This is a genomic window from Pseudomonas sp. FW305-70 (assembly GCF_058783925.1).
The window spans coordinates 20,474-39,063 of the sequence record NZ_JBYSYZ010000011.1 but is presented as its reverse complement, the minus strand read 5'-3'; the positions used below and the strand labels follow the sequence as shown (position 1 = coordinate 39,063).

Below are 18,590 nucleotides of genomic sequence, written 5' to 3'. Positions count from 1 at the left end.
CTCAATTCCTGAACCACTCGATTCCAGAGGTTTTGCATGACACTCAGTCCTTTTGCGGGTAAACCGGCACCGGCAGAATTGTTGGTCGACATCCCGCGACTGGTAACGGCCTATTACACCGGCCAGCCTGATGCCGCCATTTCGACCCAGCGCGTTGCCTTCGGCACGTCGGGTCACCGCGGTAGCTCGTTCGACTTGAGTTTTAACGAATGGCACGTGCTGGCGATCAGCCAGGCCATTTGCCTGTATCGTGAAGCTCAGGGCATCGATGGCCCGCTGTTTGTCGGTATCGACACCCATGCGCTGTCCACGCCGGCCGGTGCCAGCGCCCTTGAAGTGCTGGCGGCCAACGGCGTGACCGTGATGATTGCCGCTGGCGACGAGTACACCCCGACACCGGCCATTTCCCATGCGATTCTCTGCTACAACCGTGGTCGCACCAGCGGCCTGGCGGACGGCATCGTCATCACGCCGTCGCACAACCCGCCACAAAGCGGTGGCTACAAGTACAACCCCACCAACGGTGGTCCGGCCGATACCCACATCACCAAGTGGATCGAAGCCAAGGCCAACGAATTGCTGGCCAACAAGCTCGCAGGCGTCAAGCGCATCAGCTACGAGCAGGCACTCAAGGCCAGCACCACCCATCGTCACGATTACCTCAACACCTATGTCGCCGACCTGATCAACGTGATCGACTTCGACGCCATTCGCGAAGCCAAGCTGCGCCTGGGCGTCGATCCGCTGGGTGGAGCAGGGGTGCGCTACTGGTCGGCGATTGCCGAGCATTACCGTCTGGACCTGGACGTGGTGAACAAACAGGTCGACCCGACCTTCCGCTTCATGACCGTCGACTGGGACGGCCAGATCCGCATGGACCCATCGTCCAGCCATGCGATGCAAGGCCTGATCGGCCTGAAAGAGCGCTTCGACGTGGCGTTTGCCTGCGACCCTGACCATGACCGCCATGGCATCGTCACGCCGTCCGGCGGTTTGCTGGCACCGAACAACTACCTGGCCGTTGCCATCGACTACCTGTTCCAGAATCGTCCGCAATGGCGCGCCGATGCTGCCGTAGGTAAAACCGTGGTCAGCAGCGGTTTGATCGATCGCGTGGCCAAGCGCCTGGGCCGTCGCCTGTACGAAGTGCCGGTCGGTTTCAAATGGTTTGCCGATGGACTGTTCGATGGCTCCCTGGGGTTCGGCGGCGAAGAAAGCGCCGGTGCCTCGTTCCTGCGCAAGGACGGCGGCGTCTGGAGTACCGACAAGGACGGTTTGATTCCGGCCCTGCTGGCTGCCGAGATGACGGCCCGGACCGGTCGCGACCCGAGCCAGGCGTACCGTGCCTTGACCGATGAACTGGGTGAACCGTTCTCGGTACGGGTCGACGCCAAGGCCAACCCGGAGCAGAAAGCCCTGTTGAGCAAGCTGTCGCCGCAACAGGTCACCTCGACCCAACTGGCCGGCGAGCCGATCCAGAGCATCCTCAGCCATGCGCCGGGCAATGATCAGGCCATTGGCGGTCTCAAGGTCATGACCGAAAACGGCTGGTTCGCAGCGCGTCCGTCGGGCACGGAAGACATCTACAAGATCTACGCCGAAAGCTTTGTCAGCGACGACCACCTCAAGCAGCTGGTGGCCGAGGCGCAAACGCTGGTGGATGGTGCCATTTCCGCGAAATGATCGCGGGCACTGTGATGAGTGGGCACTGTGGCGAGGGAGCTTGCTCCCGCTCGACTGCGAAGCAGTCGTAAATCCAGACGATGCGGTGTTTCATGAAACCGCGTTTGCCGGTTTCAGGGTCGCTTCGCAACCCAACGGGAGCAAGCTCCCTCGCCACAGGTGATTCACATGTAAAAAAAGGGGCGACCAACACGGTCGCCCCTTTTTTTGCGATTGCCCTCAGCAGGTCACGCCAGGTCCACCAACACGATCTCACTGTCCTCGATGGCCGTCACCCGCAGCACCTGCTCATCGGCTACCGCGACACCGTCTCGAGCTTGTGCGCGCAAGCCATTGACTTCAATGACCCCGGTGGCCGGGACCAGGTAGGCACGACGACCGCTGTCCAACAAGTATTCGGCCGTTTCACCGGCCTTCAGATTGGCAGCCACCAGCCGGGCATCGGCGCGGATGCGCAGGCTCTGCTCGTCGCCTTGTTTACCGCTGGCCAGGGTGACAAAACCTTCGCGATCGCCTTTCGGGAACGGCTTGGCGCCCCAGGACGGTGCCAGGCCGGTCTCATTCGGGATGATCCAGATCTGGAAAATCCGGGTCGGCGTCGCTTCCAGGTTGTACTCGCTGTGGGCGATCCCGGTACCGGCGCTCATGACCTGGACGTCGCCCGCTTCGGTCCGGCCCTTGTTGCCCAGGTTGTCCTGGTGGGTAATGGCGCCTTCACGGACATAGGTGATGATTTCCATGTCCCGGTGCGGGTGTTGCGGGAAGCCGGTGCCGGGAGCGATCACGTCGTCATTCCAGACCCGCAGGTTGCCCCAGTTCATGCGCTGTGGATCGTAGTATTCGGCGAACGAAAAATGGTGATGTGCATCCAGCCAGCCGTGGTGAGCACCGCCAAGGGTTTTGAAAGGTCTGAGTTCAAGCATGATCGTCTCCAGAAAAGGTTCGTCATGGGGCGGGGCGCCTGAGCCACGAAGCGAGACCGGTGGTTGATGATGGCCATCATCCATCAGGCAACAATCGATAAAAAGCGTAAAAAATGCGGTATTCCCATCGAATGATTTGATATGAAGTAGGCTCAAAACTTTCTCATCCCACCTTCACTTCATCGCATAAGCCAATGAGTCATAAGCAATTGACTAGAACTCAATGGCAAATGCAGACACCATAGCGCCCAACAGCCTCACACCCTGGAGTCAGTCCGCGTGCCGCAACACACCCCCGATCTTCCGCCTGAACTTCGCCCCCTGGCCGAGATGCCGCTGATCAAGCGACTGCTAGCCCGATTCTTCGGTTACAGCCTGACCCGCCTGCACGCACAGCATCGTGCGTCGTGGTTGCATGGCCAGGCCGACGGTTTTCGCAGTGGTCACAGCGCCGGGGTCGATTACGGCTACAGGGAAGGCAAGCTCGAGGGGCTGGAGGAGGGGCGGCAGGTCCTGCTGATCCGCGACTCGCGCTCTACTGAACACCGTCCACCGAATGTCGATGACCTGCTGTTCGACGATTGGCGCCTGCCGTTGAGCGCCGAGTTGAAGAAGCGCATGAAGGCAGATGTGGCCCGGTTGCTGCCGGCCCATGCCCAGCCCAGCGCCGCACAGTGGAAAATGATCTTCAGCGACACGCCGTCCACCTCGGTGATCGCCGGTGCCGGCGCAGGCAAGTCGACCACGTTGGTGCTGCGTATATTGCTGTTGAGCCATTACCTGGGCTTCGAGCTGAGTTCGATGACGGTGGTGACCTTCACCCGCGAGTCGCGCAAGGACTTCATCAACAAGCTGATCGAACTGTTTGCGCTCTGGGGCCGCGCGATCAGTTTCAAGGAGGCGCGGGACCTGGTGCGCACCTTTCACTCGCGGATCCTGCCGATGGTGCGCAGTCTTCCGGGTTTCGAGCGACTACAGGCCTTCGAGAACCTCAGCCTGCGGGCTGCACAGGGTGACGAGGAGGTCGACAGCAATCCGTTCGACCTGCGTATCAACGACGCTCAGCGCCAACAGCTCAACGCTTGCTATCACCGCCTGCACAGTAACGACGAGCGTTTTCGCGAGCTGATCAAGCCTTTGTCCCGGCATGCCTTGCAACTCAAGGAACTGGAGCGGGATCATCCGGATGTGCAGAAACGCATGGGCGTCACCGAACTGGCGGCCAAGCGTGATGAAGAGTTGTGCGACGCCATTGAAGACCTGTGGTTTCGTGCCGGTGCCTGGCCCATCAAGGGCATCGAACCGAATCGCCAGTCGTTCGATATCAACGGCTCGACATTCCACTGTCACGGCTACATCCCGACGCTGGACGCCTGGGTGGTGCTGGGGTTCGATCCTCGGGAGAACCCGCAGGTCACGCGGCCCAATGCCAAGCTGACGGTGCGCGCAGAATGGGCAGTAAAGCGCACCCTGTTTCAAGCTTTCTGCCGTAAACCTTTGATATGGCTGGATAGTTACGAATCATCAAAGCGTGTTTTGGCATCGCTCGCCGGCGATGCCAGCGCCGGGCCGGGCTTCGATTACAAGGTCAAGGGCGAGCTCGCTTCCGCGCCGTTGCTCGATTGCTTTGTCGCCGCCGCCGGGTTCATCGAAAACCTCGGGCTGGATGTGCCGAGTGCGGTGGGACAGATGAGCTTCGCCAAGGACGATCCCGACCGGTTCTTCTTCGAGGCCCTGAGCCTTTACTGGCGGGCGCTGGAAGATCATTTGCTCGACCAGAAACCGCCGATCATGACCTACAACCGGATGTTCGCCCTGTTCAGCGAGCATTCGCCGGAGAACCTCAAGCTGCTGAGTGATGAGCTGCTGCGGCCGCTGTCACACCTGATGATCGACGAATTCCAGGACGTCTCGCCGCAGATCGTCTCCTGGATCAGGGCCAGCCTGGCGGAGATCCGCAGTCGCGGGCCGGCCATGCACGTCGGACGCGGTGCCCAGCGTTCCTCGCTGCTCTGTGTGGGCGATGACTGGCAGTCGATCTATGGCTGGCGCGGCAGTTCACCGAGCTACTTCATGGAGTTCAACAAGGAGTTCCCGTCGCCGAGCACCACCAAGGTCATGCTCAGCGACAACTACCGTAGCCACCAATACATCATCGATGCCGCCGAGCACATCGTGCGCGCAGCACCGGCGATTGCCGGGAAGAAAGCCAAGGCCAGCGGTGAGCCCAAGGCATTGCTGCCGGTGAACGTCCTCGATCGTGATGACCAGGGCATGGCGCAGCGCCTGATGGAGCATTACCGAAAGGGTGATTCAATCTTGATGCTTTATCGAAAAAGTAGCGATAAGTCATTGATAGAAGAGCATATTAAGCCAGTGCTTAATGCTGATTCGAGCTTGCCCCATACAGCTCGCAGGCTCAAACAACTGACGTATCACAGTGCCAAGGGCCTGCAGGCCGATGCGGTGTTTTTGCTGGGCGACTGCCAACACCTGACCAGTTCGCCCTACAAGAATCAGGTTTACCGGATGGCGGGCCTGGGCAAGGCCGGTGACAGCGAACCTTACGACAATGCCCAGAAGGACGAGATCCTGCGCCTGGCCTACGTGGGTATTACCCGCGCCGTCAGCCATTGCTATTGGTACGTCGATGCGCAAGACACCCAGGCCGAGAACCTGCCCAAGGCGTCCGACCGGATCGGCAAGGGCAAGGCGTTCTTTGTCGATCATCGTAAAAGCCAAACCACGGCCTGATTTTGTAGGAGCGAGCTTGCTCGCGATGGTCGTTAACGATAACGCGTATTTACTGGCTAAACGCGGCGCTCTTGAGTCCATCGCTAGCAAGCTCGCTCCTACAGGGAATAGCGCTCAACAAAAAGCCCACGTGATGTGGGCTCTTTTGGGAGTGGACAGGCTTCAGGCATAACTCCTGAGGGCCTGGGGTGGAACGAAGGCTTCAAGTTCATCCTCCACTGCTTCGATTATTCGTTCTACATCCGCGGCATTCATGACGGTGGCGCAAGGAATACCGGCAATGGCGATCATGGTCTCGCCAGTGGCACGATCGAAAAGACGGGCAATCATGCTGCCCGGCGCGTCCATGCTCGCCTCGAAACCCATGGGATGAAAATGCCAGCGCATCAGCTGGCAGGCGTTTGGAAACGTGACCTTACTGAACCCTCTATTCATGTGTTGCCCGCCTTCATTATCGAGCGCTTCCTTTAGCTCATGGTAGGAGGGAAGAACCTTCAATGGCTCAACCAGTGACAGTCTTTAAAAGTAGCATCCGGATGTGAAAAGAATGTGGTTTTTTCAGGTCGTTTGGCGATTGCCGCCATTTTTTTGATTCAGGTCACGCTTCCTTGATATTGGCGGCCCAAAACCCGCATCCGTTTAGTCGTTGAAGACAAAGCGGAAGTTGGGCAAGCTCGGTTTTTTGCGTCGAGACTTTCAATGCACGCCGAGGATGATGGCCCGCTGCAAACCCAGGCCACGGGCGAGACGGTCATGCGCTATCACTTGCGCTGGAAACACCGGGACCTGGACGGCGTCATGGCGCTCTATCACCCTGAAGTCCAGTACAACGACTTTTTCCAGAACCGGGTCATGGGCCTGGCCGAATTGCGCGACTATGTGCGCAGCAGCATGCCCCGGGATCCGGATGAAGCGCTGGAGCACTCCGACCGCATTCGACTGGACGGCAACACCGCCTTCATTCAGTACCGCATCACCCTGCGCGGTGGTGAAGGACTGGTGTCGTTCCGCGCCAGCGAGGCGATCACCGTCAAGGACGGGCTGATCTGGCGGGTCAATGAATACGCTTCGCTGGTGCATGAGCAACCCGTCAGCAAAGCCACCCACAGCCAACGCCCGGCGGTCAGCCGGCTGGGCCTGTCGCCTCGTCAGTTGAGCTTCATGGCCGATGACCTGCAGCAGTATTTCCAGCGCCAGCAGCCGTATCTCGACCCGGAACTCGACCTGCAACGGGTGGCGAAGGAGTGCGGGTACAGCCGTAACCAGATTTCCTATCTGTTGAACCAGGTGCTGGGCCAGAGCTTCTACCGCTACGTCAACCAGGCACGCCTGCAACACTTGCTCGCGGCACTGGATGACGCCACGCCACCGCTGCGTATCGATGAACTGGCGTTCGCTGCCGGATTCAATTCGCTGTCGGCGTTCTACAGCTGTTTCCGCCAGCACACCGGCCAGTCACCCAAGGCTTACGTCAAACAAATTTCTTTGCGTGCACGCGCGCAAGACAGCGCCTGAGCCCACGCACTAGGATCGACGCCATCGAAGTTTTCAGTGGCGGAGTCTTGCATGCCGGCGTGGCGCACTATCAGTTTGTGGATGGACCAGCTCGACGAGCCTTTGTTGGCGCGTCCGGCGCTGGAGCGGGACCTGGATGTGGACGTGGCGATCATCGGCGCGGGCTACACCGGTCTCTGGACCGCGTACTACCTCAAGCAGCACAAACCGGAGCTGAACATCGCCATTGTCGAAGCGCAGACCGCCGGTTTCGGCGCGTCGGGTCGCAATGGCGGCTGGCTGATGGGCAACTTGCTGGGTGAAGACCGCCTGCTGGCCGGTTTGCCGGTCGAAGAGCGCCGCGCTTCCTACGGTTTGTTGCATGGCATTCCGGATGAAGTGGAGATTGTCCTCGAACGTGAGGGCATCGACTGCGATTTCCGTAAAGGCGGGGTGCTGTATTGCGCTGCGCGTTACCCGGAGCAGGCGACCAGCCTGCGTCACCACCTGGACGATCTCCATCGCCAGGGCCTCGACGACAACCACTATCGCTGGCTGAGCCCGGAACAACTGGCGCAGCAGATCCGCGTCGCCAAACCCTATGGCGGCATCTATGCGCCGCACGTGGCGACCCTCCACCCGGCCAGGCTGGTACGCGGGTTGGCCCGGATGGTGGAGCGCCTGGGGGTCAGGATCTACGAAAACAGCCCGGTCACCCATTGGCAATCCGGCAGCCTGCGCACGGCGAAAGCGTCGGTGCGCTGTCACTGGGTCGTTCCGGCAGTAGAAGGCTACGCCGTCACCTTGCCGCCCCTGGGGCGTTATCAGATGCCGGTACAGAGCCTGATCGTCGCGACCGAGCCCTTGTCGGCGGCCACCTGGGATGAAATCGGCCTGAGCCGTGGCCAGGCATTCAGCGAGGCCAGTCGCCAGGTGACCTACGGCCAGCGCACCGCTGACAACCGTTTGATCTTTGGCGCCCGTGGCGGCTATCAGTTCGCCGGCAAGCTGCGCCATGACTTCGAGCTGACCACGGATGAAAAGGACCTGCGGCGCTACCTGTTCGGCGAACTGTTCCCGCAGTTGAAGAACGTGCAGATCACTCATTCCTGGGGCGGCAACCTGGGCATGTCCCGTCACTTCAAGCCGCACATGCTCTGCGACCGGACCAAAGGCATCGCCTTGTCTGGCGGCTACGGCGGGGAGGGCGTTGGCGCCAGCAACCTCGGTGGACGAACGCTGGCCGACCTGATCCTGGGGCGCGACACCGATCTGGTGCGCCAGCCGTGGGTCATCCCGCAGCGGGGCCTCGACGCGCTCAGGGCCTGGGAGCCGGAACCGATCCGCTGGCTTGGCTACAACGCAATCATCCGCAGTTTTGTCCATGAGGACCAGACCCTGGCCAACCCGGCTACCGCGCCCTGGCGGCGCAAGCTGGCCAGCGGGGTGGCCGGTTTCATGGAAGGTTTCATGCACTAAACGGCGCGCTCTTCATCGACAGGCCATATCGACAGGTAATCCCATGAGCATCACGCAATTCAAGCACACCGCAACCCTGAAGCTGGAGGAATCCAACCCGGTCGCCGTGCCCCTCGGCACGCCCGTGGCCGTGGCTTCGACCACCAGCGTCGAACGCGACGACGGCGTCGAGACCGGCGTCTGGGAATGCACCCCGGGGCGCTGGCGGCGGCAGATCGTCGCCCAGGAATTCTGTCACTTCATCCAGGGGCGCTGCACCTTCACCCCGGACGGCGGTGAACCGCTGCACATAGAAGCGGGCGACGCACTGATGTTGCCGGCCAACAGCCTCGGGATCTGGGACATCCAGGAAACCGTGCGCAAGACCTACGTCCTGATTTTCTGATCCTTGATTGCCTGCCAACAAAAACAACCTACAGGAATCGACTCATGCTCCGAAAGACACTGACCCTGGCTCCGCTGCTGCTGGTTGCATCGATCAGTCAGGCGGCCGAAACCGTCAAAATCTATAACTGGTCGGATTACATCGCGCCGGACACCACGAAAAACTTCCAGAAAGAAACCGGCATCGGCTTCACCTACGACGTCTACGACAGCAACGAAACCCTCGATGGCAAGCTGATGACCGGCAAATCCGGGTACGACGTGGTGTTTCCGTCCAACCACTTCATGGCGCGGCAGATTGAGGGCGGCGCACTGAAGAAGCTCGACAAGAGCCAGTTGCCGAACTGGAAAAACCTCAACCCGGTATTGCTCAAGGCCTTGCAGACCAACGATCCGGGCAACGAGCACGGCTTCCCGTACCTGTGGGGCAGCACCGGCATCGGCTACAACATTGCCAAGGTCAAGGCGGTGCTGGGCGACAACGCCCCGGTGGACTCCTGGGACTTGATTTTCAAGCCCGAGAACATGCAGAAGTTGCAGAAGTGCGGCGTGGCCATCCTCGACAACGGCCCCGAACTGCTGCCGGCCGCGTTGAACTACCTCGGCTTGCCGCCTCACAGCAAGAACCCGGACGACTACAAAAAGGCCGAAGCCTTGCTGTTGAAAGTGCGGCCCTATGTCAGCTATTTCCACTCGTCCAAGTACACCAGTGACCTGGCCAACGGCGATATCTGCGTCGCGGTCGGTTTCTCCGGCGACATCCTGCAGGCGGAAAACCGTGCCCGGGAAGCCAACAATGGCATTGACATCGGTTATGCGATTCCCAAGGAAGGCGCCGCCATCTGGTTCGACATGGTCGCGATGCCGGTCGACGCTCCCGACGAAAAGGCCGGTTACGCCTTCATGAACTATCTGCTGCGCCCGGACGTCATGGCCAGCGTCAGCAACTACGTGCACTACGCCAATGGCAACGAGCAGGCTGACAGCCTGATCGACCCGGCGATCAAGAACGACACCAAGGTTTACCCAAGCCCGGAAATGATGGGGAAACTGTTTGCCCTGGAAGCCATGCCATTGAACATCGACCGGGTTCGCACACGCGTGTGGAACAAGATTCGCACCGGCAGCTGAAGGCCTGATCAGGCAATCGGGACAGGATGTCCCGTTGCCATCCTTGTCAGCCGACCGGCTCGGCTGCGCAACTCATCTGGCCTGAGCCGGGTATCTGGAAAAAAACCTCATCGCCGATTTGCCAGAAGCTGTAGCTGCCTTTGTAATCCTTGCCCCTGTACTGGGTTCCGGAATTGTTCGGCACCTGGTTCAGCGTCACCGAGGCGTTGGCCCATTTGAGGAACACCACGCCCGGTTCGACCGTAAAGAAGGTCGCGGCAACCAATGCGTTGAACCCTGCGCAACGATAAGCCAAGGGGCCTTCGGAGAGCCTGCTGGGGTCCTTGGTTCTGGCAATGGCCGAACCCTGGCGCAGTTGGAACGCACGCTCGGCATAACTGGCGATGACGCACCCCTTGGCTTGCGGCCCGGCACCACACTGGTTACGGGACTCCATCCAGAACCGATGATCTATCTCGACTTTATTCGGGCGCGGCACTGAATGTTCGTCGGTGAGCGCCAGGCGATAAAGACGATCGAGTTCCAGGTCCATGCGCGCCAGCTGAGCGTCGTGACAGATAAGCTTTTCGGTGGATGCCTGGGGCGTGGTGCAATCGAAACTGGTTTTGTAAGTTGGCAAGGGTTTTGGCTTTGCCTTTGTCGCGGCGTCACAAAGGCTCGCCGTCACGCACGCGCTGACGGCGAGCACAGAGGCCAGAAGTGGCATGACCATTTTCATTTCGGCGTCACCTGAGTCTATGCGTGATGCCCGTATTGCAACGCCTGTGTCCAGGCGTTGCACATTCATTCGGTCGCACGGGGTCTATCGAGTGTAAGGCAGTGCTCGAAACCTGCCACATCGTGCCAGGAGAAACGTCAGTCTTCCTCGCGAATCGTCGCCACTTCATCGGCCCTGACTTTCACCATCGCTCCCGAAATGTCCTCGAACTCAAAGAATCCGTCCTTGGTTTTGGTCTTCGGCATGTCCTTGGTCAGGTACTGAGTGCCGTTCTGCAGGGTCACCACCGTAGGCGTCGAGCAACCGGCCAGCATCAGCAGGGCCGCGACGGCCAGGGGTAAGCCCAAAGTCTTGATGTCCATGATCACCTCCCGTTCGTTGTGAAGCAGTGCCATCCATTCGCGCCTGTCACTGCATGCCTATGGCGGTTGGTGCCGCCTGGGGGCAGAAAGTTCTACTGCCCGGGAAATATTCCGTACAGCGCCTCCATTTATCCTTTTCCGATTGCACCGGGCAGGGTGGAACTGGTATCTGTACGCATAACCAGTACTCGCTCGCCATGGCCCATTTCCTGTGACCGCAAATCCCCTCGACGATCCGTTTTACTACTTGAACAACTTCATGCAAGTGCTTGATTGGCTTGAGCAGCGCTTTGCCGATGTACTGAGCGTTGACGAGTTGCGTTTCATTAATGAGTTTAAGCGGTTGCCCCGTGAATCGCAGGCACTGCTGGTCAGAATGGTCATGCGCAAGGGCATTCATTTCAGGGCCGGCAAACTGCATTACGACGAAATCGGCGATATCCTCAGCGCCTCCGGCCCGCTGTTGGCACTCGGTTGGGTCGATGAGCGCATGCCGCTGGCGGTCGAGGAACTGTTCGAACTGCTGCTCAAGGGTGAAATCCTCCAGACCTTTGGCGCTGTCATCGATCAACCCAAAGGCAGGAAAACCGATTGGCTGCCAGCACTGAGCGAACAATTTCCCCAGGCGCAAAGCTTCAACGACTGGTGCCCGTGGCTCGATGAGCGCCTGCTCAGCCTGACCATCATGGAATTGTGCGATCGCCTGCGCCTGATGTTCTTCGGCAACCTGTATCAGGACTGGTCGGAGTTCGTCCTGGCCGACCTGGGTATCTACACCTACGAAAAAGTCGAATTCAGCGCCGAGTCCCGCGGCTTGCGCAGCCGCGAGGACGTGGATGCCTGTGTCTTGCTGCACGCGTACCAGCAACAGTTCGAAGCCGGTGAAACGCTGGAAGAGGTGGCCGGGCGCATCAAGGGCCTGGCGCTGGACAATCCCTGGTTGCAACGCCGGCGCGGCAAGCTGTTGTTCCAGATGGGCCAGCATTGCGAACGCATTGCGGATTTCGCCATGGCCCTGGATCTCTACCGTGAATGCGCTTATCCAGGTGCGCGTGCGCGACTCATTCGCGTGCTGGAGCGCAGCGGGGAGTTCGAGTCGGCGCTGGATCTGGCCGAGCTGGCCGAACAGGCACCGGAGAGTGCCGCCGAACACCAGCAGTTGCACCGCGTGCTGCCGCGCCTGCGACGCAAGCTCGGCGGGCCGCCGATCAAGCGGGCGGCGCCTCGGGAAATGCAGCGTCTGGACCTGCAACTACCAAGAGTCGATCCGGCAGTGTCGGTCGAGTTTTACGTTCAGGCGCATCTGGCTGAGGATTCGGCACCGATCCACTACGTCGAAAACAGCCTGATCAACTCGCTGTTCGGCCTGTTGTGCTGGCCGGCGATCTTCGCGCCTTTGCCGGGTGCGTTTTTTCACCCGTTCCAGCGCGGGCCGGTGGATTTGCTCAGCGAGGACTTCCAGGCCCGCCGGGCCGAACTGTTCCAGGCCTGCCTGGCCGAACTCGAAGACGGGCGCTACCGGCAGACCATTCGCCAACGTTATGCCGCCAAGTGGGGCGTGCAGTCGCCGTTCGTGTTCTGGAGCGTGCTCAGCGAAGAGTTGCTGGAGCAAGCCCTCGATTGCCTCCCCGCCGAGCATCTCAAGCACTGGTTCAATCGCCTCTTGCTGGACATCAAGGCCAATCGCGCCGGCATGCCGGACCTGATCCAGTTCTGGCCGCAGCAAAAGACCTACCGCATGATCGAAGTCAAGGGCCCGGGCGATCGCCTGCAGGACAATCAGTTGCGCTGGCTGGAGTTCTGCCATGAACACCAGATGCCCATCGCCGTGTGCTACGTGCAATGGGCGGAGCAGGACGCTTGAGCTACAGCATTGCGGTGCGGGCGCTGTGCGAGTTCACCGCCAAGGTCGGCGACCTCGACCTGCGCTTCACGCCGTCGCCCACTGCGCTGGAGGGCATTGTCGGGCACCGCACGGTGGCCTCGCGGCGCAGCGAGGGTTACCAAAGTGAAGTCGCCCTTGAGGGCCAGTATCAGACCTTGACGGTCAAGGGCAGGGCGGATGGCTATGACCCGGGGCAAAACTGCCTGGAAGAGGTCAAGACCTACCGCGGTGACTTGAGCAAACAACCGGCCAACCACCGTCAGTTGCATTGGGCCCAGGCGAAAATCTACGGCTGGCTGATGTGCCGCCAACTGGATCTGCCCCGGATCAACCTGGCGCTGGTGTATTTCGACATCGTCAGTGAAAAGGAAACCTGCCTGGTCGAGCCCCACGAGGCCGCGCAGCTGCAACAGTTCTTCGAACGGCAATGCGCGCGCTTCCTGCAATGGGCGCAACAGGAAGTCGTCCATCGTGACGGACGCAATCTCGCGGCGCAGCGCCTGGCCTTTCCTCACGCCGATTTTCGGCCGGGGCAGCGCCATCTGGCCGAGTCGGTGTTCAAGGCCGTCAGCACCGGACGCTGCCTGATGGCGCAGGCGCCCACGGGAATCGGCAAGACCCTGGGCACCCTGTTTCCCATGCTCAAGGCACTGGCACCGCAGCAGCTGGACAAAGTGTTCTTCCTGACGGCGAAAACCCCGGGACGCAAGCTGGCCCTGGACGCCGCGCAAGTGCTGCTGGCCAGGGCCGATGCGCCACCGTTGCGGGTGCTGGAGATGATTGCCCGGGACAAGGCCTGCGAACATCCGGACAAGGCCTGCCACGGTGAGTCCTGCCCACTGGCCCGGGGGTTCTACGATCGCCTGCCGGCCGCACGGCAGGCGGCCAGTCAACTGAGTCTGCTGGACCAGGGCGCCCTGCGCGAGGTTGCCCTGGCACACGATGTCTGTCCCTATTACCTGAGCCAGGAAATGGCGCGATGGGCCGACGTGGTGGTTGCCGACTACAACTACTACTTCGATTTCAGCGCCTTGCTGTTCGGTCTGGCCCAGGCCAATCACTGGAAGGTCGCGGTGCTGGTCGACGAAGCCCACAACCTGGTGGAGCGTGGCCGGCAGATGTACAGCGCCAGCCTCGATCAGGCGACCTTCAACGCTGTGCGCAGAACCGCACCCGAGGTGCTGAAAAAGCCAATGCAGCGAATCAGCCGCGAGTGGAATGCCCTGCATGACGCGCAAACCGGCGCCTATCAAGCCTATGACAAGGCGCCGGAAAAACTCCTTCAGGCACTGTCATCGTGCAGCGCCAGCATCGGTGACTACCTGAACGATCACCCACAAGGGCTGGACAGCGCACTGCAAGGCTTCTACTTCGACATGCTGCAGTTTTGCCGGGTAGCCGAACTGTTCGATGAGCAGTTCCTGTTCGACATCAGCAAGCGCGACCTCGAACGCAAGCGCAATCTCTCGCAGCTGTGCCTGCGCAACGTGGTACCCGCAGGGTTCATCCGCCCGCGCCTGACTGCCGCGCGCAGCACCGTGCTGTTTTCCGCGACCCTCAGCCCAAGGCACTATTACGCCGATTTACTGGGAACGCCGGCGGACACGGTGTGCATCGACGTCGAGTCGCCGTTTCATGCCGATCAACTGCAAGTGCACATCGTCAACCAGATCTCCACGCGGTTCGTGCATCGCCAGTCCTCACTCGAACCGATCGTGGACCTGATCGCCAGACAGTTCTGCAAGCGTCCCGGTAATTACCTGGCGTTTTTCAGCAGTTTCGATTATTTGCAGCAGGTGGCGCAGCTACTCGCCGAGAAACATCCGCACATCAGCCTGTGGTCGCAGTCCCGAGGCATGGGCGAGGCGCAACGCCAGCAGTTTCTCGACCAATTCCACGCCGACGGCCAGGGGGTCGGCTTTGCGGTACTGGGCGGGGCTTTTGGTGAAGGCATCGATTTGCCCGGTGCCCGGTTGATCGGTGCATTTATCGCCACCTTGGGGCTGGCCCAGCTCAATCCGGTGAACGAACAACTGAAACGGCGCATGGCCGCCATCTTTGGCGCCGGTTACGACTACACCTATCTGTTTCCCGGTGTACAGAAAGTGGTGCAGGCCGCCGGACGGGTCATCCGTACGCAACAGGATCAAGGAGTAGTGATGTTGATCGACGACCGTTTTGGCCAGAGCAAGGTCAAACAATTGTTGCCGCGTTGGTGGGCTTTCCAAATTCCCGGTATGACGCATACTCCAGAGAAATAATGAAGCGGTGGGATCCATGAGCGAAGATCGAATCAAGGTCAGTGCCATCGAAGACGGTCGTTTTCGGCTATTGATCGATGCGGTGATCGACTATGCGATCTACATGATTGATCCAGACGGCATCATTACCAGCTGGAATGCCGGCGCCAGGCGCTTCAAGGGGTATGAGGAAGCCGAGATCCTCGGTGAGCATTTCTCGCGTTTCTACACCGATGACGATCGTCGTGCCGGCTTGCCCCAGCGGACACTGGACACGGCGCTTGGTGAAGGGCGTTTCGAGGGCGAAGGCTGGCAGGTGCGCAAGGACGGCAGCCATTTCTGGTCCCATGTGGTCATCGATCCGATCTTCGACCCGTCGGGCACCTTGCTGGGGTTCGCCAAGATCACCCGCGACCTGACCGATCGCCGGGTGGCCGAGGAAATCCTCAAGCAAAGCGAGCAGCAGTTCCGTCTGCTGGTGCAGAGCGTTACCGACTATGCGATCTACATGCTTTCGCCGGACGGACGCGTGAGCAACTGGAACCTTGGTGCCCAGCGCATCAAGGGTTATTTGCCGGAAGAAGTCATTGGCCAGCATTTTTCGATCTTCTATACCCCGGAGGATCGCGAAGCCCGCGAGCCACAAAGGACGCTGGACATCGCCGTGCGTGAAGGGCGCTTTGAAAACAAGGGCTGGCGGATGCGCAAGGACGGTACGCGGTTCCTCGCCCACGTCATCGTCGATCCGATCTGGGGTGACACCGGCACCTTGCTCGGTTTTGCCAAGATTACCCGTGATATCACTGACGTCACGCAAGCGCAGCAGGTGCTGGAGCAAACCCGGGAGGCCTTGTTCCAGGCGCAGAAAATGCAGGCCATCGGCCAGCTCAGTGGCGGGATCGCTCACGATTTCAATAACCTGCTGACGGTGATCCTCGGCAATCTGGAAATCGTGCGCAAACGGGTGACGGACAATCCCAAATTAACCCGCTTGATCGACAACGCTACCCAGGGTGCCTTGCGCGGCGTTTCCCTGACCCAGCGCATGCTGGCGTTTGCCCGACGCCAGGAACTCAAGTCGGAACCTGTGCGGATACCGGCCTTGGTGGAAGGCATTTCCGGGCTGTTGCGCAGCTCCCTGGGACCTTTGGTGAAAATCGAAACGCACTTCCCCGAAGATCTCGAACCGGTGATGGCGGACCTCAATCAGCTGGAACTGGCCGTACTGAACCTGGCTACCAACGCCCGTGACGCCATGCCCAACGGCGGGACCATCAACTTCAGCGCCAGAAACCGCGAAGTGACCGACAGCACCACCTCATCCCTGGCCCCGGGATGCTACGTCTGCCTGAGCATTGCCGATACCGGCGAGGGCATGGATGAAACCACGCTGGTTTCGGCGATGGACCCGTTTTTCACCACCAAGGGCGTCGGTAAAGGTACGGGCCTGGGGTTGTCGATGGTTCACGGTTTTATTGAACAACTGGGCGGACGATTCATCCTCAAAAGCCAGAAGGACCATGGCACGACCGCCGAACTCTGGTTGCCGGTCGCCACCGGTGATTCGCCCGTGCAACCGGTAGCCGAAACGCCGGCCGTGACCGGACCCGGCCTGAGCGTATTGGTGGTGGACGATGACAGCCTGGTGTTGACCAGCACCTGCCTGCTGCTCGAGGACCTCGGGCATCGGGTCATCAGTGCGCCTTGCGGTGCCAGGGCGCTGGAACTGTTCAGCAGTGAACCGCAGATCGATCTGGTCATCACCGACATGGCCATGCCACAGATGAGTGGCGCACAACTGGCCAATGCCATCAGGAGCATGCGACCGGACGTGCCGATCATCCTCGCCACCGGTTATGCCGAGCGGCTGGAAGGCTTTGCCACCCATCTGCCGCGTTTGTCGAAACCTTTTACCCAACTCAACCTGGTGGAAATCATTGCCTTGGCGATGAAGTGACGCGGCGGTTGTGCTGTTCATAGCGGGCCAGCATTGGCTGGGTGCTGATGCCGTGGACCAGAATGCTCAGGGCCACCACCGAGAGCGTCAGGTCGGCACACAAGGTAGCCACCGAAGGCAACAGATCGTGGTTCAAGGCGTAGAACAGGTAGTAGAAACTGCCGATGCCGCGAATGCCGAACCAGCCGATCAACCAGCGCTGCGGGCCATTGAGCAGCGAACCCCAGGGCATCAGCCAGACCGCCAGCGGGCGAATCATCCCGAACAGCACCAGTGCGAGCACCAGCGCCCGCCAGTCCCAGTGTGCAACCAGCACGACCCCGAGCAAGGTGACCAGAAACACTTCCATGGCCCGTTCCACCAGGCTGCCGAACGACAGCATGTCGCCCATCATGATCCCGGCAGCGACTTGCGTGTCTTGCAGGTGGTCCACGTTACCGGCCACGGCCGCTTCGGGTTCGACATGCTGATGACCGACCACCGCCTGGACCAGGTGTTCGGCCGGTGCGTGGGTGCCACCGCTTGTCTTGACCTCGGCCTGGCGCAAGCCCAGGCCGGCGGCAAACACCGAGAGAAACCCGTAGCCCTGAATGGTTTCGGCCACGACATAGGCCAGTGCGATCAGGGCCAGGGCCAGGTAATCATTGGGTGAGAAGGTGCTGTCGGCGTTCTTGATGCGCATGAACAAGGTCAGGCGGCCAATGCCGCGCCCCATCCAGTAGCCGGTCAGCAGTCCGGCGGGCACGGCCCATAGCAGACGCTTGAGGATCCAGTCATCCAGACCGCTGGCAACACTGCCGTTTTGCTGCAAGAACAGCAGTCCCAGAATCACAAAGGGGAACGCGATGCCGTCGTTCAGTCCAGCCTCACCCGAGAGTCCGAACCTCACCGGATCGTCATCCTTGGCGTCATTGACCTGAACCAGCGAAGCCAGGACCGGGTCGGTCGGCGCCAGTATCGCCCCGATCAGCAGCGACGGTCCCCATGCCAGTGCGAAAGCGAAATGCAGCAGCAGGCAGACGCCGACAATCGTCAGCAGCATGACGGGGCCCGCCAGAGCGAACGCCACTCGCCATTGGCGATCACGCAGCGCGGGTCGCAGCTTGAGACCACAGACAAACAATGAAAACAGCACCGCGACTTCCGTCAGGTGCTCGATCCAGAATGCCGACTCCTTGATATCCAGCCTGAGCAAACCCAGACCCGCCGGACCGATGGCGACACCCAGTACCAGACACACCGCCGACGTGGTGACCGGCATCCAGCGCAGGTACGACGAAGTCAGTGCCAGCGTCAGCAACACAGCCCCCAACACCGCCACCCAGGTAATGAAGCTCATGGTCCGGATCCCAAAACAACCTTGTAGGAGCGAGCTTGCTCGCGATCGACGTAAACGATAACGCGTTCTATCTGAATAAACGCGTTGCGCTGGCGTTCATCGCGGGCAAGCCCGCTCCCACAGGGATCCGGGCTGTTGTCGAGCGGCTGGATCAGGCCTTGAGATGGCGCAAGCTGCGCTCCATCCGCGCGATGCAGATGACTTGTAGGAGCGAGCTTGCTCGCGATGGACGTAAACGATA

General features: G+C 60.4%; 14 protein-coding genes and 1 pseudogene. 10 read left to right on the top strand and 5 right to left on the bottom strand.

Annotated elements, in window-relative coordinates:
- Positions 1–36 precede the first annotated feature (36 nt).
- Positions 37–1,683, top strand: coding sequence for a phosphoglucomutase (alpha-D-glucose-1,6-bisphosphate-dependent) (pgm, locus tag AC3WN7_RS10930; RefSeq protein ID WP_102673824.1), 1,647 nt, complete (start codon positions 37–39; stop codon positions 1,681–1,683).
- Between the two features lie 227 nt (positions 1,684–1,910).
- Here pgm and AC3WN7_RS10925 read toward each other — a convergent pair whose 3' ends face one another.
- Positions 1,911–2,606 (bottom strand): pirin family protein, encoded by a 696-nt coding sequence (locus AC3WN7_RS10925; protein WP_095966748.1) that lies wholly within the window; start codon positions 2,604–2,606, stop codon positions 1,911–1,913.
- 279 nt (positions 2,607–2,885) lie between these two features.
- Between AC3WN7_RS10925 and AC3WN7_RS10920 the strand changes: the two genes are divergently transcribed.
- Positions 2,886–5,360, top strand: coding sequence for a UvrD-helicase domain-containing protein (locus AC3WN7_RS10920; RefSeq protein ID WP_102673825.1), 2,475 nt, complete (start codon positions 2,886–2,888; stop codon positions 5,358–5,360).
- A gap of 162 nt (positions 5,361–5,522) precedes the next feature.
- Here the strand turns inward: AC3WN7_RS10920 and AC3WN7_RS10915 are convergent, their stop codons facing one another.
- Complete coding sequence (locus AC3WN7_RS10915; RefSeq protein ID WP_007970606.1) at positions 5,523–5,795, bottom strand: DUF1652 domain-containing protein; 273 nt, start codon at positions 5,793–5,795, stop codon at positions 5,523–5,525.
- A 264-nt stretch (positions 5,796–6,059) separates the two neighbouring features.
- Between AC3WN7_RS10915 and AC3WN7_RS10910 the strand changes: the two genes are divergently transcribed.
- From AC3WN7_RS10910 to AC3WN7_RS10895, 4 genes are read left to right on the top strand one after another with little or no spacing between them, the layout of a single operon-like run.
- Complete coding sequence (locus AC3WN7_RS10910) at positions 6,060–6,875, top strand: helix-turn-helix transcriptional regulator (RefSeq protein ID WP_102673826.1); 816 nt, start codon at positions 6,060–6,062, stop codon at positions 6,873–6,875.
- 51 nt (positions 6,876–6,926) lie between these two features.
- Positions 6,927–8,333, top strand: coding sequence for an NAD(P)/FAD-dependent oxidoreductase (locus tag AC3WN7_RS10905; RefSeq protein WP_102673827.1), 1,407 nt, complete (start codon positions 6,927–6,929; stop codon positions 8,331–8,333).
- 43 nt (positions 8,334–8,376) lie between these two features.
- On the top strand, positions 8,377–8,718 hold the full coding sequence (locus tag AC3WN7_RS10900) for a cupin domain-containing protein (protein WP_015095054.1): 342 nt from the start codon (positions 8,377–8,379) through the stop codon (positions 8,716–8,718).
- Between the two features lie 44 nt (positions 8,719–8,762).
- On the top strand, positions 8,763–9,848 hold the full coding sequence (locus AC3WN7_RS10895) for a polyamine ABC transporter substrate-binding protein (RefSeq protein WP_102673828.1): 1,086 nt from the start codon (positions 8,763–8,765) through the stop codon (positions 9,846–9,848).
- A gap of 46 nt (positions 9,849–9,894) precedes the next feature.
- On the opposite strand, the gene AC3WN7_RS10890 is transcribed toward AC3WN7_RS10895, so the two are convergent.
- Positions 9,895–10,566: an MliC family protein gene (locus AC3WN7_RS10890; protein ID WP_095966754.1), complete on the bottom strand. Its 672-nt coding sequence runs from the start codon at positions 10,564–10,566 to the stop codon at positions 9,895–9,897.
- 137 nt (positions 10,567–10,703) lie between these two features.
- Positions 10,704–10,928, bottom strand: a complete 225-nt coding sequence (locus tag AC3WN7_RS10885; protein WP_095966778.1) for a YgdI/YgdR family lipoprotein — start codon at positions 10,926–10,928, stop codon at positions 10,704–10,706.
- 259 nt (positions 10,929–11,187) lie between these two features.
- Between AC3WN7_RS10885 and AC3WN7_RS10880 the strand changes: the two genes are divergently transcribed.
- Genes AC3WN7_RS10880 through AC3WN7_RS10870 form a run of 3 tightly spaced genes read left to right on the top strand, consistent with a single transcriptional unit; the run spans position 11,188 to position 17,010 of the window.
- On the top strand, positions 11,188–12,792 hold the full coding sequence (locus tag AC3WN7_RS10880) for a VRR-NUC domain-containing protein (protein ID WP_256585640.1): 1,605 nt from the start codon (positions 11,188–11,190) through the stop codon (positions 12,790–12,792).
- Complete coding sequence (locus tag AC3WN7_RS10875) at positions 12,789–15,074, top strand: ATP-dependent DNA helicase (protein WP_102673830.1); 2,286 nt, start codon at positions 12,789–12,791, stop codon at positions 15,072–15,074. The genes AC3WN7_RS10880 and AC3WN7_RS10875 overlap by 4 nt, the downstream gene beginning before the upstream one ends.
- A 16-nt stretch (positions 15,075–15,090) precedes the next feature.
- The gene (locus AC3WN7_RS10870) at positions 15,091–17,010 is read left to right on the top strand and encodes a hybrid sensor histidine kinase/response regulator (protein ID WP_102673831.1); all 1,920 of its coding nucleotides are present in this window, start codon (positions 15,091–15,093) and stop codon (positions 17,008–17,010) included.
- Here AC3WN7_RS10870 and AC3WN7_RS10865 read toward each other — a convergent pair.
- Positions 16,988–18,349, bottom strand: a complete 1,362-nt coding sequence (locus AC3WN7_RS10865; RefSeq protein WP_102673832.1) for a cation:proton antiporter — start codon at positions 18,347–18,349, stop codon at positions 16,988–16,990. The genes AC3WN7_RS10870 and AC3WN7_RS10865 overlap by 23 nt on opposite strands.
- A gap of 35 nt (positions 18,350–18,384) precedes the next feature.
- On the opposite strand from AC3WN7_RS10865, the pseudogene AC3WN7_RS10860 reads away from it, so the two are divergent.
- Positions 18,385–18,590: pseudogene (locus tag AC3WN7_RS10860) on the top strand (hypothetical protein); the annotation flags it as partial.

Coding starts and splice junctions, on each gene's coding strand:
- AC3WN7_RS10885 (WP_095966778.1), bottom strand. CDS start 10,928: ATGGACATCAAGACTTTGGGCTTACCCCTGGCCGTCGCGGCCCTGCTG.
- AC3WN7_RS10865 (WP_102673832.1), bottom strand. CDS start 18,349: ATGAGCTTCATTACCTGGGTGGCGGTGTTGGGGGCTGTGTTGCTGACG.
- AC3WN7_RS10910 (WP_102673826.1), top strand. CDS start 6,060: ATGCACGCCGAGGATGATGGCCCGCTGCAAACCCAGGCCACGGGCGAG.
- AC3WN7_RS10880 (WP_256585640.1), top strand. CDS start 11,188: ATGCAAGTGCTTGATTGGCTTGAGCAGCGCTTTGCCGATGTACTGAGC.
- AC3WN7_RS10915 (WP_007970606.1), bottom strand. CDS start 5,795: ATGAATAGAGGGTTCAGTAAGGTCACGTTTCCAAACGCCTGCCAGCTG.
- AC3WN7_RS10925 (WP_095966748.1), bottom strand. CDS start 2,606: ATGCTTGAACTCAGACCTTTCAAAACCCTTGGCGGTGCTCACCACGGC.
- AC3WN7_RS10890 (WP_095966754.1), bottom strand. CDS start 10,566: ATGAAAATGGTCATGCCACTTCTGGCCTCTGTGCTCGCCGTCAGCGCG.
- AC3WN7_RS10870 (WP_102673831.1), top strand. CDS start 15,091: ATGAGCGAAGATCGAATCAAGGTCAGTGCCATCGAAGACGGTCGTTTT.
- AC3WN7_RS10900 (WP_015095054.1), top strand. CDS start 8,377: ATGAGCATCACGCAATTCAAGCACACCGCAACCCTGAAGCTGGAGGAA.
- pgm (WP_102673824.1), top strand. CDS start 37: ATGACACTCAGTCCTTTTGCGGGTAAACCGGCACCGGCAGAATTGTTG.
- AC3WN7_RS10895 (WP_102673828.1), top strand. CDS start 8,763: ATGCTCCGAAAGACACTGACCCTGGCTCCGCTGCTGCTGGTTGCATCG.
- AC3WN7_RS10905 (WP_102673827.1), top strand. CDS start 6,927: ATGCCGGCGTGGCGCACTATCAGTTTGTGGATGGACCAGCTCGACGAG.